Origin of the sequence: Paenarthrobacter sp. NPDC091669 (assembly GCF_044756725.1) — a bacterium.
GTDB classification, from domain to species: Bacteria; Actinomycetota; Actinomycetes; order Actinomycetales; family Micrococcaceae; genus Arthrobacter; species Arthrobacter bambusae_C.
The window spans coordinates 380932-397809 of the sequence record NZ_JBIVTK010000003.1; the positions used below are offsets into that span (position 1 = coordinate 380932).

Annotated in this window: 12 protein-coding genes; 7 read left to right on the forward strand and 5 right to left on the reverse strand. The window is 63.3% G+C overall.

Annotated features, from left to right (window positions below):
* The first annotated feature begins 7 nt into the window (after positions 1-7).
* Positions 8-229: a hypothetical protein gene (locus ACIQLI_RS07105; RefSeq protein ID WP_400386546.1), complete on the forward strand. Its 222-nt coding sequence runs from the start codon at positions 8-10 to the stop codon at positions 227-229.
* A gap of 190 nt (positions 230-419) precedes the next feature.
* Here the strand turns inward: ACIQLI_RS07105 and ACIQLI_RS07110 are convergent, their stop codons facing one another.
* From ACIQLI_RS07110 to ACIQLI_RS07125, 4 genes are all read right to left on the reverse strand, one after another.
* Positions 420-1730: an RNA polymerase sigma factor gene (locus ACIQLI_RS07110; RefSeq protein WP_089594537.1), complete on the reverse strand. Its 1311-nt coding sequence runs from the start codon at positions 1728-1730 to the stop codon at positions 420-422.
* A 258-nt stretch (positions 1731-1988) separates the two neighbouring features.
* A complete protein-coding gene (locus ACIQLI_RS07115; protein WP_400386550.1) occupies positions 1989-3242 on the reverse strand; it encodes a DUF4192 domain-containing protein in 1254 nt (417 codons plus the stop codon).
* Positions 3243-3339: 97 nt separating this feature from the next.
* On the reverse strand, positions 3340-4695 hold the full coding sequence (locus tag ACIQLI_RS07120) for a nitrate/nitrite transporter (RefSeq protein ID WP_400386553.1): 1356 nt from the start codon (positions 4693-4695) through the stop codon (positions 3340-3342).
* Between the two features lie 35 nt (positions 4696-4730).
* On the reverse strand, positions 4731-5669 hold the full coding sequence (locus ACIQLI_RS07125; protein ID WP_089594534.1) for a proteasome assembly chaperone family protein: 939 nt from the start codon (positions 5667-5669) through the stop codon (positions 4731-4733).
* 337 nt (positions 5670-6006) lie between these two features.
* Between ACIQLI_RS07125 and ACIQLI_RS07130 the strand changes: the two genes are divergently transcribed.
* The 5 genes from ACIQLI_RS07130 (at position 6007) to ACIQLI_RS07150 (ending at position 12284) form a co-directional block, all read left to right on the forward strand.
* The gene (locus ACIQLI_RS07130; protein WP_400386557.1) at positions 6007-7530 is read left to right on the forward strand and encodes a leucyl aminopeptidase; all 1524 of its coding nucleotides are present in this window, start codon (positions 6007-6009) and stop codon (positions 7528-7530) included.
* Positions 7531-7826: 296 nt separating this feature from the next.
* The gene (gene lpdA, locus ACIQLI_RS07135) at positions 7827-9209 is read left to right on the forward strand and encodes a dihydrolipoyl dehydrogenase (RefSeq protein ID WP_207597152.1); all 1383 of its coding nucleotides are present in this window, start codon (positions 7827-7829) and stop codon (positions 9207-9209) included.
* 111 nt (positions 9210-9320) lie between these two features.
* Positions 9321-11066: a 2-oxoglutarate dehydrogenase, E2 component, dihydrolipoamide succinyltransferase gene (sucB, locus tag ACIQLI_RS07140; RefSeq protein ID WP_400386560.1), complete on the forward strand. Its 1746-nt coding sequence runs from the start codon at positions 9321-9323 to the stop codon at positions 11064-11066.
* Positions 11067-11203: 137 nt separating this feature from the next.
* Entirely contained in the window at positions 11204-11557 is a 354-nt protein-coding gene (locus tag ACIQLI_RS07145) for a hypothetical protein (protein ID WP_207597150.1), read from the forward strand.
* Positions 11558-11855: 298 nt separating this feature from the next.
* Complete coding sequence (locus tag ACIQLI_RS07150) at positions 11856-12284, forward strand: OsmC family protein (protein ID WP_089594529.1); 429 nt, start codon at positions 11856-11858, stop codon at positions 12282-12284.
* A gap of 97 nt (positions 12285-12381) precedes the next feature.
* On the opposite strand, the gene ACIQLI_RS07155 is transcribed toward ACIQLI_RS07150, so the two are convergent.
* Positions 12382-15882 carry a S41 family peptidase gene (locus ACIQLI_RS07155; RefSeq protein ID WP_400386564.1) on the reverse strand — a complete coding sequence of 1167 codons (3501 nt, stop codon included), beginning with the start codon at positions 15880-15882 and terminating at the stop codon, positions 12382-12384.
* A gap of 85 nt (positions 15883-15967) precedes the next feature.
* On the opposite strand from ACIQLI_RS07155, the gene ACIQLI_RS07160 reads away from it, so the two are divergent.
* On the forward strand, positions 15968-16867 hold the full coding sequence (locus tag ACIQLI_RS07160) for a TIGR01777 family oxidoreductase (RefSeq protein ID WP_400386567.1): 900 nt from the start codon (positions 15968-15970) through the stop codon (positions 16865-16867).
* The last annotated feature ends 11 nt before the right edge of the window (positions 16868-16878 follow it).

Consider the following 16878-nt stretch of genomic DNA (forward strand, 5'->3'; position numbering starts at 1 on the left):
GGCCGACATGACAACAGCAGTTGCAGACCGCACGCTAAACGCAGCTGACCGGTGCGATCGTTGCGGAGCCCAAGCATATGTCCGCGTTGTACTCGAGTCCTCCGGTGGTGAGCTGCTTTTCTGCGGCCACCACGCACGTGCAGTTGAAGCTACGCTCCGGCCCATGACTTCGGACTGGCACGATGAGACCGAGCGCCTCAACGAGAAGGCACACGTCCCCGTCGACTAAGCAGGGCAGCCCGCACAGCCGGACTCCCTTCTTCAGCAAACATTGCGTTGATCAAATAACGAGGCTCCTCCCACCAGGGAGGGGCCTTGTTGCTTTCCCGGTGTGCCCGGGGTGTGCTTTTCACGCCGCGATCAACAAAAAGCGGCCCAATCGGTGATCCGATTGGGCCGCTTTTGCAGTGCGGGCAGATTTAGTCCAGATAGTCCCGGAGGACCTGCGAGCGGGACGGGTGCCGCAGCTTGGACATTGTCTTCGATTCGATCTGGCGGATGCGCTCACGAGTCACTCCGTAGACCTTGCCGATTTCGTCTAAAGTCTTCGGCTGGCCGTCAGTCAGGCCGAACCGCATGGCCACCACGCCGGCTTCACGCTCGGACAGGGTGTCCAGCACCGAGTGAAGCTGCTCCTGCAAAAGGGTGAAGCTGACAGCGTCGGCCGGAACTACAGCTTCCGAGTCCTCAATCAGGTCACCAAACTCGGAGTCTCCATCCTCGCCGAGCGGGGTGTGGAGCGAGATCGGCTCGCGTCCGTACTTCTGGACCTCTACGACCTTCTCGGGGGTCATATCCAGCTCCAGTGCCAGCTCTTCCGGCGTTGGTTCGCGGCCGAGGTCCTGGAGCATCTGGCGCTGGACACGTGCCAGCTTGTTGATGACTTCCACCATGTGCACCGGAATACGGATGGTGCGGGCCTGGTCAGCCATGGCGCGGGTGATGGCCTGGCGGATCCACCAGGTGGCGTACGTGGAGAACTTGAAGCCCTTGGTGTAGTCGAACTTCTCCACGGCACGAATAAGGCCAAGGTTGCCTTCCTGGATCAGGTCCAGGAAGAGCATGCCACGGCCTGTGTAGCGCTTGGCCAAGGAAACGACGAGACGCAGGTTGGCCTCGAGCAGGTGGTTCTTGGCGCGCTTGCCGTCGTGAATGACGAACTCAAGTTCACGCTTGAGCTTAGGATCCATGGATCCGTCATCAGCGTTGATCTTTTCCTCGGCAAAAAGGCCGGCTTCAATGCGAAGGGCCAGGTCAACTTCCTGCTCTGCGTTCAGCAGGGCGACCTTGCCGATCTGCTTCAGGTAGTCCTTGACGGGGTCGGCGGTTGCGCCCGCGGACATGACCTGCTGGACCGGGGCGTCGTCGTCGTCGGCGTCTGAGTAGACGAATCCCGAGCCGGACGGGGCGGGCTTGTCCTTGGCGGCAGCTGCACCATCCTCGGTGTCATCTTCCCCAACTTCGACTTCCTCCGCTGCTGCGGGATCAAAGTCTTCGTCCTCGGCAGTGGCTTCCTCGGAGTCGGAGCCAGACTTGTTCGCGGCCTCAGCGGCGGCCTTCGCGCCGGGCTTGGGCCCGCGCTTCTTGGGTGCGGGCTTGTCAGAGTCACCCTCTGAAGCCTTGTTGGCAGCGCGTGTCGCCGCGCGCTTTGCCGACGTGGCCGCCTTCTTTTCCTCGGCGGTCAATTCAGCCTGGGCGGCGGGTTCCTTCTCGACGGAAGACGGAGTCACAGAAAACCTTTCTAGCGGCGGTCTGTGGAATCACCATACGGGCAACACCACTATGACCCTGTCAAGTCCGCGATCAATTTCAAATGCGATCGCCGTCTGCAGAGTCTGTAGATAGAACTCCCGACAACGCTGATTTGTTCCCGTTTCCGGGCTCAAGCAGGCATTCAAACGCGGACCCAACCGGGTCTCGGCATCCATTGTCTCACGGTTTTGTGAAACCCATGCCTGTCGAAGTCCCACCACATGGGTACAGGCGTCCTAAGCATGTGCTTGCCTGGACCCCCGCCACGCCGAGCCGGGCCGGGCCGCCCAACGGCAAACGGCGCCCCGTCCCAGGACTTCCATCAGCAGCTCGGCCAATCGATAACCAGGACGGGCTGCTTTAGCCCGAACGAGGCACGCATGGGCGATTGAACCGCTGCCTTTGCACCATGAGATCCACCCTTGGAGCGTGAACGCTGCGGCAGCAACATCGCCTGACTCCTCTTCGACGCACAGCCCGGCAAGAACACGGTGCAACGCATCAACGCGGCCCCAGCACGGCGTATCGGGGTGCATTCCCAGCAGGACATCGCCATAAGTGAACACATCTCCACATGAACCACTCGTTGGAGTGGCCTGCGGGTTGACTGCGGATGCCGTTATGCCGAGTTCGCCAACATCAAACGGCGGCTCGCATGACTCTTCATCGCTGAAGAGTTCAAAAGCAGCCGCGCCGGATATTGCAGAGTCCATGCCGGCGGCCGCCATCACCACCACGGCATCCCGCCACGCAGGCACCTTCAGCGTGGTCCTGAGAAATCCGATGAGTTGCGCATCTGTCTCCGCCTGCAAAGGAGCACCATGCTCAACCCTGGCAAGGACGTGATGCCAGACCGCAAGGACGGACTCCAGGCACCGCCAGCTGCGCGACATGCCGAGGATGCGGTCCCCGAATCGGGACTCTGCTTCCATCACGGACGGATCCAGCGGCCCTGATCTGGCCAGTGCAGGTTGTCCGGTGCCGCTCCCCGGCGACGAACCGAACGCACTCCCCTGGTACACGAGCTCAGCGTTCAGCCGGCTGTCCTTGATGCGGGCCACCGGAAGTCCTGGATCCGGGCAACAGCTTGTGTCCGAACAGAAGGCACTGCGCCAGTATTGGTTCCCGACCAGCCAGGCATCCCGCACCGATAAGTCAACCTCGTCGAGGGACAGTTGCAAGGCTTCAATCATGGGCATCATCTGGCTGACGACGGTGCCATCGACCCAACCGGCATCAGTGTAGACAGCAAGCACCACACCGTTGGCGGCTTCGTCTGCCACCAGGTAGTGGCGGATCTGTTCAGCGAAACCGGCAAGTGCCCGGGACGACCAGCGGGACGGAAGATCCACCCGGAGCGTGGCGCCCAGGATCTTTCCCTGCATGGTGATGGCAACCAGGCTGTCTTCGGGCCAATAGCCCAGCAGGTGGGGGATATAGCCAAGAATGTCTTCAGGTCGGTGGATGCTCAGTGTTCTCTTGGTGGTCATGCATCCAGCCTGCGTACATCCGGCAAGCCAATACAGACCACACCTTGCCTATGTGGAAAAGCCGGTCAGAATTACGCCGGGGGAGGCGGCAGCCGCCCTATTGATCCTTTGGGGCGGTGGCACGCGAGGCGCGCCTTCTCTCCATACGCTCCCGGCGCTGCTTGGCCAAGGTCGCCACCAACGGCTGTACATGGATTCCCTGGGCGGCCATCTGCCGCCGGACTTTACGCCGGGTCACGAGGATAAGGACCGTTCCCAGGCCAAGGAGCAGGAACTGCACGCTGAGGGCGATGCGGAACGGTGCCAGGCCGTACAAATCGCCGCCCGAGAAACCGCTGGCATTCAGGAGGTCCAGAACCAAACCGATGAGGTAGATCGCAACAAGTGCCGCAATGAAGCCACCAACATTCACAATGCCGGTTGCCGTGCCGATCCGGTGCGAGGGGTTGAAGGTCCGGGCAAAGTCGAAACCGATCATGGACCCCGGACCTCCCACCGCCAGTACCACTACCAGCACCACCAGCATCCACAGCGGAGCACGCTCAGGAAGAAGGAGCACGGCAGCCCACGCCACGGCGGTGGCCAAGGTGATCAGCAGGACCATCGCTGAACGTCGCATGGGGTGCTTGGAGACGAAACGGCCAAAGCCGGGACCGGCAATGATGGCGGTTGCCACAAAGAGCGCCATCAAAGCGGAGACCGTTCCGGCATCAAGGCCCTGGGCCGAAAGAAGGAACGGGTAGCCCCAGGTCATGGCGAACAGGTTTCCGCTGAACTGGACGGTGAAGTGGCTCCACAGCCCCAGCCGGGTCCCCGGCTGTTTCCAAGCGCGTGACAGGGAAACTCCCGTGGCCCTCAGGCCCTGCCCGGACTCCTTGGGCGGATGCCCGGGAGGAGCATCCCGCAGCATCGCGAGAACCAACACCACAGCCAGCACTGACATGGCGGCCAGGGTGAGGAACGCGGGGGTCCACCCCGAGGCGTGAAGGAGAAGCGCAAACGGAACCACACTGAAGAGCTGCCCCAACTGTCCGGACATCCCGGTGAGCTGGGTTACCAACGGAACCTTGGCCGGAGCAAACCACAACGGCACCAGGCGGATCACCGAAATGAAGGTCATGGCGTCACCGGCACCCACAAGGACCCGGCCCAGGACGCCCCCGGGCACACTGTCCGCGAACGCGAGCTGCAACTGGCCCAGCCCCATCAGGACTGCTCCCCCGGCGATCATGGCCCGTGAACCGAACCTGTCCACCAGGACCCCTACCGGAATCTGCAGCCCTGCATAGACCAGGAGTTGAAGCACGGTGAAAAAGGAGATGGCAGCGGCGCTGGCATGGAACCGCTCAGTAGCTTCCAATCCAGCCACGCCGAAGGACGTTCGTTGCGCCACCGCCACCAGGTAGGCGAACACGCCGATCGTCCAGATAAGCCAGGCGCGGGGTGCATTCACCCCTCAATTATGCCTGTCACCTCCTCAAAGATGATTTATTGAGGCGAGTCCTTACGGGCCAGATAGGCCTCGACGGCGGCTCCGATGTCCTCGGCATTGGGCAACTCATCGTTCTCGTCCGCCAGCAGTGAGCGGCGGACTACGCCCTCGGATTTCTCGTCGTACCGGGTCTCAAGATTGGTGACTACCGCTTGGACCTCTTCCGACGCCTCAATCTGTTCGGCGATCTGGCGACCAACTTCCCGGCCCGACTCACGGAGCCGGTCGGTGGGCAACATCAGCGATGTTGCCGCCCCCAGGTACTCCAGGCCGGCTACGGCTGCCGGAGGATATTCGGCTTCCGACAAGTAATGCGGAACATGGATCACATAGCCCGCCACATTGCGTTCCGCTTCGGTCAGCCGCAGTTCGAGGATGTGGCCGATGGCAGCGGGAACGTCCACCGTGGGCTTCCAGCTGGAAATACCTTCAATGAGGTCCGGCCGGTTGCCGTGGACGGTGACTCCCACGGGCCGCGTGTGCGGGACAGGCATCGGAATGGAGTGGATCCAGGTGACCAGGTTGACGTCCAGCTCTTCAACAATCCCGACGACGGCCCGCGAGAAACGCTCCCACTGGAGGTCCGGTTCGAAGCCGGCCAGCAACAAGAACGGTTGACCGAGGCCGTCGGTCAACTTATACAGGCCAAGCTTGGGGGCTTGGTAATCCTGCACGTGATCTTCCACGAAGCTGATATGGGGGCGGCGCGAACGGTAGTCGATCAGTTGGTCGGCGTCGAACATGGCCACTACCTCGGCGTCGAGCTCATCCAGCAGTTCCGCGTTGATCTGCCGGACCACCTGGCCCGCGTCGGCAAAGCCGGTGAATCCCATGACCATGTTCAGCCCGCGGAGCTCAGGGCTGTGGAAGGTCTCGATGTTGCGCGCGTACAGCGATTCAGGGTCCAGGAGGGAGCCGGATATCCGTTCAAACACGGCGTGTTCCTTTCGCAATGACAAAATAGGGGAAGATCCCGGAGGTGCCGGCCACATGGCGCCAACGGGGCCTTTGGGAGCAGCGGCGGGATTCCATTAATCCTTACAACGCTGCACCTCCAGCGGGCATTCCTGCACCGGATGTGCCGCAGCTCTCATTTAATTGCTGTCCGCAGCGCTCAAGAGACTACGATCGAACCGGGCCGGTATCCTCCTGCGACGCTGGCCCCTGAAGACCAAGGCCGCCGTCGGAAGAGGACGTCGGGCGCGTACCGGGGCAGGCCGCCAAACATGCGGCCCAGCCATGCAATGCAGAGAGAAGTGAGGCAACATCCTCGTGGTCAAGACTACTGACATCATCCTGGGCATCATCGCCAAGGACCTGAAAAAGTCCCCCAGCGACGCACTTGTGATTGGAGTTGCGCAAGGCGCGGATGGGCCAGTGCTGCTCCCTAATCCGTTGAGCGCAAAGGCAGCCGAGTCCGTTGCGGGCTCGCTCAAACTGTTGGGGATCACCGGCGCCGCCGATCAGGCACACCGGCTCCCGGGCTTGCCTGAGACCGGCTCGGGAATATTGGTCCTCGCCGGCGTGGGCAAATTCCCGGAATCCGGCAGCCTCCCCGAAGAGTCCCTGCGTCGCGCCGCGGGCTCTGCCGTCCGGCAACTCGCCGGCGTCACGTCAGTTACGTTGGCATTGCCCACCACCGGCGTCGCCGATGTCGCGGCCATCGCCGAGGGTGCCGCCCTTGGCGCCTACTCCTACACGGAGCACCGTTCCAGCAAGGAGGGACTGAAAGCCCCTGTAGCCAAGGCCCTGATTTTCTCCGATGTCGATCCCAAGGATGCACAACCGGCACTGGACCGTGCTGCTGTTGTGGCCCGCGCCGTCAACGCCACCCGGACCCTGGTCAACCAGCCTCCCAGCCACCTCTACCCGGAGTCCTTTGCAGAGTCCGCCAAGGAACTGGCCAAGGGCCTGCCCGTTAAGGTCACTGTCTGGGATGAAAAGCGACTGGAAAAGGAAGGCTTCGGCGGCATCCTTGGCGTTGGCAAGGGTTCAACCCGTCAGCCACGCCTGGTGAAGGTCGAATACACGCCGGCCAAGGCCACCAGGAAGATTGCCCTCGTGGGCAAGGGCATCACGTTCGACACCGGCGGCATATCCATCAAGCCTGCCCTCGGCATGGGCGACATGAAGAGCGATATGGCGGGCGCCGCCGTCGTCCTTAATACTGTCCTGGCCATCGCTTCGCTTGGCCTGAACATCAAGGCGACCGCGTGGCTCTGCATTGCGGAGAACATGCCCTCGGGTGCTGCGGCACGTCCTGCCGACGTCTTCACCATCTATGGCGGGAAGACCGTCGAGGTCCTCAACACCGACGCCGAAGGGCGCCTGGTCATGGCCGACGGCCTCGTCGCTGCCAGCCTGGAAAAGCCGGATGCCATCATTGACGTCGCTACGCTGACCGGCGCCCAGCTCATCGCCCTGGGACTGCGTACGGCTGGCGTCATGGGCTCCGACTCAGTCACTGCTGCCCTGAAGTCAGCGGCAGACCGGGCAGGCGAGCTGGTCTGGCCGATGCCGCTGCCGGAAGAACTGCGCCCGAGCCTGGACTCCCAGGTGGCGGACCTTGCCAATATTGGTGAGCGTAACGGCGGCATGATGACCGCAGCCGTTTTCCTGCGGGAATTCGTCGGCAAGAACGGCGACGGCCAGCAGATCCCTTGGGCACACGTCGACATTGCGGGTCCGTCGTTCAATAACGGCAGCCCCTACGGCTACACCCCCAAGCAGGGAACCGGATGCACCGTCCGCACCCTGGTTGCCTACGCCGAGGATCTCCTCGCAGTTTCCGCCTAAGCGGCACGCCCCCGCCCACCCGGTCTGCGGCGGCCCTTGCCGGACACCCTGCAAGGGCCGCGCAACCCCGGAATTATGCGGCGTGTAGCGCTGTGTCACAAGTGAACGTGAGTCTCGACACAAGCGCTCCACAAAACGCCCGCAGAGGGTGGAGCATGGGTAGGTGGTTCGCTAAGGTGAACTCGATAGTCACAAATGCAAGAGAACTTAGGTGCTGGCATAATCACGGCAGAACAAGTTCCAAAGACCAGATGGCACGCAGTCCCGTGTCATCATTCACGCGAGGGAGCGTTTTAGTGGCCGATCAGGCAACTGCGCAAGAATTCGACATCCTGGTACTCGGTGGCGGCAGCGGCGGCTACGCCACTGCCCTGCGGGCCGTACAGCTTGGGTTCACCGTTGGCCTTGTGGAAAAGGCAAAGCTCGGCGGAACATGCCTGCACAACGGTTGCATCCCCACCAAGGCACTCCTGCACTCGGCCGAACTGGCCGACCATGCACGCGATTCCGCCAAGTATGGTGTGAACGTCACGCTGGACAGCATCGACATGCCGGCCGTGAACGCCTACAAGGACGGCATCATCGCCGGCAAGTACAAGGGACTCCAAGGGCTCATCAAGTCCAAGGGCATCACCGTCATCGAGGGTGAAGGCAAGCTCCAGGGCAACAACACGGTAGTAGTCAACGGCACCCCCTACACGGGCAAGAACATTGTCCTGGCGACCGGTTCCTACTCACGCTCCCTGCCTGGCCTGGAAATTGGCGGCAAGGTCATCACCTCCGACCAGGCGTTGACCATGGACTACATCCCCAAGAGCGCAATCGTCCTCGGCGGCGGCGTCATCGGCGTCGAATTCGCTTCCGTATGGAAGTCGTTCGGCGTGGACGTCACCATCATCGAGGGCCTCCCCTCCTTGGTTCCCAACGAAGACGCCTCGATCGTCAAGAACCTTGAGCGTGCCTTCAAGAAGCGCGGCATCAAGTTCACCACCGGCATCTTCTTCCAGGGCGTCGAACAGAACGACGACGGCGTCAAGGTCACGTTGGTTGACGGCCAGACCTTCGAAGCCGACCTCCTGCTCGTTGCCGTTGGCCGTGGTCCTGTCACCGCCAACCTGGGCTACGAAGAAGCCGGCCTCACCATTGACCGCGGTTTCGTCATCACCAACGAACGTCTCCACACCGGCGTCGGCAACATCTACGCCGTTGGCGACATCGTCCCCGGCGTACAGCTGGCACACCGCGGCTACCAGCAGGGCATCTTCGTCGCCGAGGAAATCGCGGGCCTGAACCCGGCAATCGTCGAGGACATCAACATCCCCAAGGTCACCTACTGCGAGCCCGAAATCGCCACGGTCGGCTACACCGAAAAGGCCGCCAAGGAGAAGTTCGGCGACGACCAGGTGCAGACCCAGGAATACAACCTTGCCGGCAACGGCAAGAGCTCGATCCTCGGCACCGGTGGCATCGTCAAGCTCGTACGCCAGAAGGATGGCCCTGTGGTGGGCATCCACATGATCGGCTCCCGCATGGGCGAGCAGATCGGTGAGGCCCAGCTGATCGTGAACTGGGAAGCCTACCCGGAGGACGTGGCCCAGCTGGTACACGCCCACCCCACCCAGAACGAAAGCCTGGGCGAAGCCCACCTTGCCCTCGCGGGCAAAGCTCTCCACGGCTAAGTCTTACCAAGACCCACGGTTCAGGTGCATGCGGCGGAATATGCCGCATGCACCTGAACCGGACCAGCAGAATTCATCCGCACAAAGATCAATAAGGAGAACGGGGACGACATGTCTGAATCCGTTAACTTGCCCGCCCTCGGTGAGAGTGTCACCGAAGGAACCGTCACCCGCTGGCTCAAGCAGGTTGGTGACCGGGTAGAGATCGACGAGCCGTTGCTCGAGGTTTCAACCGACAAAGTAGACACCGAAATCCCTTCTCCGATCTCAGGCGTCATCGAAGAAATCCTCGTCGCTGAAGACGAGACGGCTGAAGTTGGCGCCCCCTTGGTCCGCATCGGCGACGGTTCCGGCTCGGCTGCTCCTGCGGCCGAGGCTGCACCCGCCGAGGAAGCACCTGCTGCTCCTGCAGAGCAGGCAGCACCGGCACAGGAAGCTCCGGCTGCACCAGCAGCAGAGGAAGCTCCCGCTGCCGAGGCCCCCGCCGCTTCCGGCGGAGAAGGCCACGAAGTGACCCTCCCCGCATTGGGTGAGAGCGTCACCGAAGGTACCGTCACCCGCTGGCTCAAGGCCATAGGCGACACCGTGGAGGTGGATGAGCCCCTCCTGGAGGTTTCCACCGACAAAGTCGACACCGAAATCCCGTCGCCGGTTGCAGGCACCCTGCAGGAGATCCGCGTGAACGAGGACGAGACCGCTGAGGTTGGCTCCGTCCTTGCCGTCATCGGTTCCGGCGCAGCTGCCCCGGCCGCCGCTCCCGCTCAGGCGGCACCTGCCGCTGCCCCGGCCGCTCCCGCCGCTGCACCCGCACCGGCTGCAGCACCGGCACCTGCCGCCGCTCCGGCCGCTCCCGCTGCTGCGCCGGCACCTGCTGCTGCTCCCGCTCCGGCTCCGGCTGCTCCCGCGGCTGAGGGTTCTTCGGAATCCGGTTACGTCACTCCCTTGGTCCGCAAGCTTGCCAACCAGCACGGTGTGGATATTGCTTCCGTCTCCGGTACCGGCGTCGGTGGCCGAATCCGCAAGCAGGATGTCCTGGCCGCGGCCGAAGCCAAGCAGGCCGCCGCTGCCCCTGCAGCATCGGCTCCTTCGGCAGCCCCCGCTGCCAAGGCTGCTGCTCCGGTAGTTGCATCGTCGCTTCGCGGCACCACGGAGAAGGCACCGCGTATCCGCCAGGTCATCGCACGCCGCATGCGCGAGTCCCTTGAGGTCTCCACCCAGCTGACGCAGGTGCACGAGGTCGACATGACCAAGATCGCCAAGCTCCGCCTCAAGGCCAAGAACCAGTTCCTGGCCCAGAACGGCGTCAAGCTCACCTTCCTGCCGTTCATCGCCAAGGCTGTCGCTGAAGCCCTGAAGCAGCACCCCAAGCTGAACGCAGCCTACGACGAATCCAAGCAGGAAATCACTTACCACAACGCCGAGCACCTGGCGATCGCCGTCGACACCGACAAGGGCCTTCTGGTTCCGGTCATCTCTGACGCCGGCAACCTGAACCTTGCGGGCCTCGCCGGCAAGATCGCCGATGTCGCAGGCCGCACCCGCGACGGCAAGATCGGCCCGGACGAGCTGTCCGGCGGTACGTTCAGCATCACCAACATCGGATCTGTCGGAGCACTGTTCGACACTCCGATCATCAACCAGCCGCAGGTGGGTATCCTCGGGACCGGCGCGATCGTCAAGCGTGCCGTGGTGGTTGCCGACGAGAATGGCGACGACTCGCTTGCCATCCGCTCCATGATGTACCTCTCCCTGACGTACGACCACCGTTTGGTGGACGGCGCAGATGCCGGTCGCTTCCTGCAGACCCTCAAGGCCCGCCTTGAGGAAGGTGCTTTCGAAGCTGACCTTGGCCTTTAGGGCTTAGCGCCACAAAGGTCCGCCCTTGACGCAAAAGGGGCAGGCCACCGGGAAATCCGGTGACCTGCCCCTTTTGCTGTATCCCCATCCGCGTGGCTTTGCTACGGGACGTAGAACCGACTCGATAAGCTGGGTCCATGAGTATTCTCTTCAGCATTCTGGTGTTCTTGCACATCGTCGGCGCGGCCATGATTGTGGGCTACTGGATCGCCACCATCAAGGAGCCAACAATCCACCCGCGCCAGCGCGATGGCGCGTTCCTGCAGCTCCTGACCGGCATCGCCATGATGGGTTTGTTCCCCTTGCTGCCTGATGCCGATCCCAACTACTTCAAGCTCGGGGTTAAGTTCGCCATTGGCGTGGCCGTGGCAGTCCTCGCCGTCATTGGCTCCCGCAAAGTCAAAAAGGGCGAGCCTGTCTCCACCGGGTTGGCTCATGGTGTGGGCGGCCTCGCCCTGGTGAACATCGCGATCGCCACGCTCTGGAACTGATCCGGCGCTTCCTGAAGCACGGCAGCCGTCCCACTCCGCACCATGCGGAATGGGACGGCTGCTTTTTTGTGGCTGGACATGCCGGAAAGGCCGCCCGGGGAACCGAAGGGAGCTCCCTGCACTTCAGCCTTGTGCCGCCAAGCATCAGCGTCGGCGTCGTGGAGGTCCGCCAGTCCAGGGGTCACAATCCACTGACAGCGGAATGGCCGTGCGGTCCCACGGGCAAATCCCTAGGATGGAAACCGGTGGCACCTGCCTCAGGCGGGTTGCCGACTCACAACGACTTCAAGGAGTGGACATGGCAGCAACACGCACCGCACACACGGTTTGGAACGGCAACCTGATCGAGGGCGCCGGCAACACGACGCTGGACAGCTCAGGCCTGGGCACGTTCGATGTCACTTGGAAGGCCCGTACCGAACAGTCCGGCGGCAAGACCAGCCCCGAAGAACTGATCGCCGCGGCCCACTCCGCTTGCTTCTCCATGGCTTTCAGCCACGCCCTCGCCGGTGAAGGATTCACCGCTGAGGAAGTCAACACCAAGGCCGATGTCACCTTCGTTCCCGGTACCGGTATCACCGGCAGCCACCTGACCATGACCGCAAAGGTTCCTGGCCTGTCCGAAGAGGACTTCCGCCGGATCTCCGAAGATGCGAAGACAGGTTGCCCCGTTTCTGGTGCACTGGCCAGCATCGAGATCACCTTGGATGCCACACTTTCGGTGTAGCTCCACCTTGTGCTGAACAGCACCACTGAACCACAAGAAGAGCCCCGCCGCTTCCTTCACCGGAAACAGCGGGGCTCTTCTCTGTTTGCTTTTGCCCTTAGCCCTGCGGACGTGCGGGCAACGGCTCCGGACGGACCTTGCGGTAGCCCTCGCGGAGGGGAGGCCGGTCAGTGGGCAGTTCCTGGATCATTTCCTTAAGGGCGCCAATACCGTACTCCAACTGCGGATCAGTGCCCGCGGCGTAGGCGTGAGGCGGGAACAGGACTTCGATATCCGGCTCCACGCCCCGGTTCTCAACATCCCAGCCGATCCCGCCGCTGAACCAGGTGGCGTATCGGGGCTGCGTCACGCCCGTGCCATCTGCCAGGGCGAAACGGTTGTCGATGCCCACCACGCCTCCCCACGTCCGCGTACCGATCACGGGGCCAATGCCCCTTAGCTTGGATACCTGGGTGATGATGTCGCCATCCGATCCAGCAAATTCGTCGGCGAGGATGATCACCGGACCCCGCGGCGCGTGATCCGGGTAGGTCCGCGGCTTCTCCCCACGCGGCATGCTCCAGCCAGTGACTTTCCGGCCGATGAGTTCGGCGACCAACTGGGAGGTGTGCCCGCCACGATTGCGCCGTACATCCACAATCAGGCCGTCCAGTGCGGTTTCGGTATCCAGATCGCGGTGGAGCTGCGCCCAGCCGTTGGCCATCATGTCCGGGACGTGCAGGTAGCCGAACTTGCCATCCGAGGCCTCGCGCACAGTGCGGCGGTTGGCCCGGACCCAGTCTTGGTACCGGAGCCTCTCTTCATCACGGACAGGGACAACAGCCACACGACGCTGGGCCCCGGCGGCCCCAGCGTGCCCTTCTCCGTTCAGCAGGGTCAGCTCCACTGTCCGGCCGGCCGCTCCCACCAGCTGCATTGCCGGCGTCAACGCCGCTGAAAGTTCGACGCCGTCAATCGCCAGGAGGACGTCACCGGCCTTCGCGTCGGCGCCCGGTCGCGTCAAGGGCGACGTTGCCAGCGGGTCCGAGGACTCCCCCGCCAGGATGCGCGTGATTTCCCAGCCTTTGCTGCCGAAGTGAAGCTCAGCACCCAGGCGACCCTGGCCGTTGCGCCCAGGCTCGCTGACAGCGGCAGGCTTGACGTAGGCGTGCGATGTTCCCAGCTCACCGTGGACCTCCCACAGCAGGTCCACGAGGTCGTCATGCGAGCCCAGCCGGTCCACCATCGGGCGGTAGCGTTTGTAGACGGAGTCCCAATCCTGGCCCGCCATGTCCGCGGTCCAGAAGAAGTCCCGCTGAAGCCGCCAGGCCTCCTCAAAGGCCTGCCCCCATGCGGCAACCGGGTCAAGAATGACCCGGATCCTGTTCAGTTCCACCTTCACCAGGTCTCCGGATTCCTCGTCCACCTTCGTGTCGGAGGGCACCGAGGTGACCTGCTGGTCCAGGATGTACACAACCCGCTTGAGATCGCCCGACAACCTGTAGCCGTCCACTCCGGCAACCAAGGTGGTTTTCTTGCGCTTGGCGAGTTCATAGCGCACCAAGGCCGGTGCGGTCTTCTTGTCTGCGAGGCTGCCCTTGCCCTCGCCCGTCACGCCGGAAAGTTCAGTATCGAGCCACAGCAAGGCACCGTCTGTGGCAGCCAGCTGCGAGTAATTCCCTTGCGGCACCGGCACACCGATGACGCGGTGGGCCAGGCCCTCCGGGTCGACGCGCACGGCAGGTGCGCCGCCGTCGTCGGACTTTTCCGAGGCAGTCGCCACATCCTCCAGCGCATCAACGGACGGGCCAAACGGCGAAGGGGTGTCCGCCGCCAGGGCAACCAAATACGGCTTGATGGGGCTCGGGAAGGACAGGTCGAAGGAGTGGCCATCATAGACAGGGTCGAAGCTTCGGTTCGACAGGAAAGCCAGGAACTTCCCATCCGGGGTGAACCGGGGTGATTCGTCGCAGAAACGTCCGTCAGTGACATCGATGATGCCCGTCCCAGCGTCGCCTGGGCGGGTGATGCGGAGCTTACTCCGCGAACCAAAGGATGTGACCGGCTCTGACCATGCCAGCCACTGCGAATCCCCGGACCACGCCAGTTGTTCGATGCTGCCCTCACCCACGCTGACAACAAGGGTCAACGTTCCCTGGGCGGTATCAGCAACATAGACGTCCCCGAAGGAGGTTCCCACTGCGAGCCATCGTCCATCCGGGCTCGCCTCCAGTGCACTCGTGCGGGTGGGCGACGGAAAATCGATTCGCACCTCAACCGCGTCCTCCGCCGTTTCAGGGATCGCCGGCGCGTCCGTAGCACTGACAGTGTCAGCGGACGGCTCGGCCGCCGTGCCGGTTGGCGGCGTGACGGCTGGCGGCGTAACAGGGGCTGTTGTTCGCGCCGCAGTGCTTGCCTGCCCCAACACATTGGACGCGGCTACCGGTTTGGGCAGCGGATCGGCTTCATTGACCGGAGCCGGCGCCGGAACAACTGCGTCGGGTACGTCGACGACTGCCGACAACCGCGAGGCGATGCGCTTGATATACAGGGCTTCAACGGCCTCATGGTCAGCGACGTAGGCAATCCGGCCTCCCGTCAGCGGGCGCGGCAGGCGGGCGCGCACCCCGGGCGTCGCCTCCACTACACGCGAGGGCCCGTCCTTGTGCCGGAGCCAGTGGAGCGTACCATGCGACTCCACGGCGCTGGCCGTACCCGAAGCGTTGGGAACGACGTCACCGAGGTGTGCAGCGACTTTGAGGGGCGCGGGACGGCGGGCCGGCGACGCCGAACCCAGCGTGATATCCAATTTGCTTGCTTCGGCGTTGGCGTCGAGTGAAGGAAGCATCCACAGCTCGCCGGCCGATTCAAAGATCACCCGGCCACCGTCCGTGCTCGCATGCCGGACGTAGAAGTCTTCGTGATCGGTGTGGCGGCGCAGCCCCGACCCGTCCGGAAGTACCGAGTAGAGGTTGCCATACCCCTCGTGGTCCGAAAGGAAGGCGATTCGTCCCTTGACCCACAGGGGGTCGGTGAGGTTCCCGTCGATCTTCGTCACCAGGCGTTCGAACTCACCGTTACCGTCGGAGTCGATCCACAGTTTGCCCGCGGTGCCGCCCCGGTACCGCTTCCACCAAGCCGGCTCCCGGGAAAGGACACTGGCCAACACCACAGGCTTCTCGTCACCGATTTCGGGGCCAAAGGCAACTGCCTCAACGGGTCCAAAGGGAAGTTCGACGGCGGCACCCCCGTCCAGGGGAACACTGTAAGCATGCGTGTGGCGGCTTTCCGCCTGCTGGAAGGCGCTGGTCACCACAACGTTTCCTGACGGGGTGAAGCCTTTGACTTTAGTGGTGCTGTGGCCGAAGTACGTCAGCTGCCTGTAGCCGCCGCCGTCGACGTTTGCCGTGACAACCTCCGGGGACGTGCCCACAATCACCGTCCACACGAGTCGTTTCCCGTCCGGAGTGAAGCGGGGGTTCCTTGCCGGCAGTTGCTGGGACGAAACCCGCCAGGCACGCCCGCCGGAAACGGGGGCGAGCCAGATGTCGTCTTCGGCCACGAAAGTGACCAGATCGCCGTGCACATGCGGGAAACGGAGGTAGCTGGAGGAGGTCATTGTTCGATCATAGTCAAGAGGCGCCCACCCTCTGCCGCACCGACAGGCGTTTCCGCCACACGCGTTTCCCATGGTGAGATGGGTCATGAGAATCGTGATGTCCGGAGCGTCAGGAATGATCGGAACGGCTTTATCGGAGCATCTGGCCGGCCACGGCCATGAGGTCATCCGGTTGGTGCGGAGGCCGGCCGCGGACCCGGGTGAATGGACATGGAACCCGGCCGCTGGGCAACTCGACGCGGCCGTCCTGGACACGGCAGAGGCCGTCATCAACCTCTCCGGAGCTGGAATCGGGGACCGCCCCTGGACTAAAAAGCGCATCCAGGACCTCCGGGACTCCCGGCTCGAAGCCACCCGGACCCTGACCGACGCCATGGGAAGACTCGGCACGCCACCGGCCACCTTCATCAGCCAATCCGCCTCCGGTTACTACGGTGCCTCACGCGAGGGCCTTCTACGGGAGGATTCGGGGCCCGGCCATGGCGTGCTGGGAAGCTTGTGCGTTGAATGGGAACGCACAGCCCGGACCGCACCACCTGGTGTGCGCGTAGTGACTCCGCGAACCGGAGTAGTCCTCAGCACCTCAGGGGGTGCGCTCGGACCCCTTCTCCCCTTGCTGAAGCTCGGGCTGGGCGGGCCGTTTGGAAACGGGCGGCAGTACTGGCCGTGGATCACGTTGGCCGATGAGGTGGCTGCGTTGGCGCACCTGCTGACCACCGACGTTGATGGCGCGGTGAATGTTTGCGCCCCGGAAAGCGCAGACGTCAATACGATCGTCGCCGCCCTGGCCAAAGCCTTCCACCGGCCAGCCTTCTTACGTGTCCCCCGTCCCGCTTTGCGCTTGGTGCTGGGGCGGCTTGCCGATGAGCTGGTTCTGGCCAATCAGAGGATGGAACCTGCCCGGCTGTCGGACGCTGGTTTCACGTGGGAGCACCCATCCTTATCGGACGCCATGGCCTGGTTGACGAAAGACAAGGCACGCTGACCGGGCGGTTG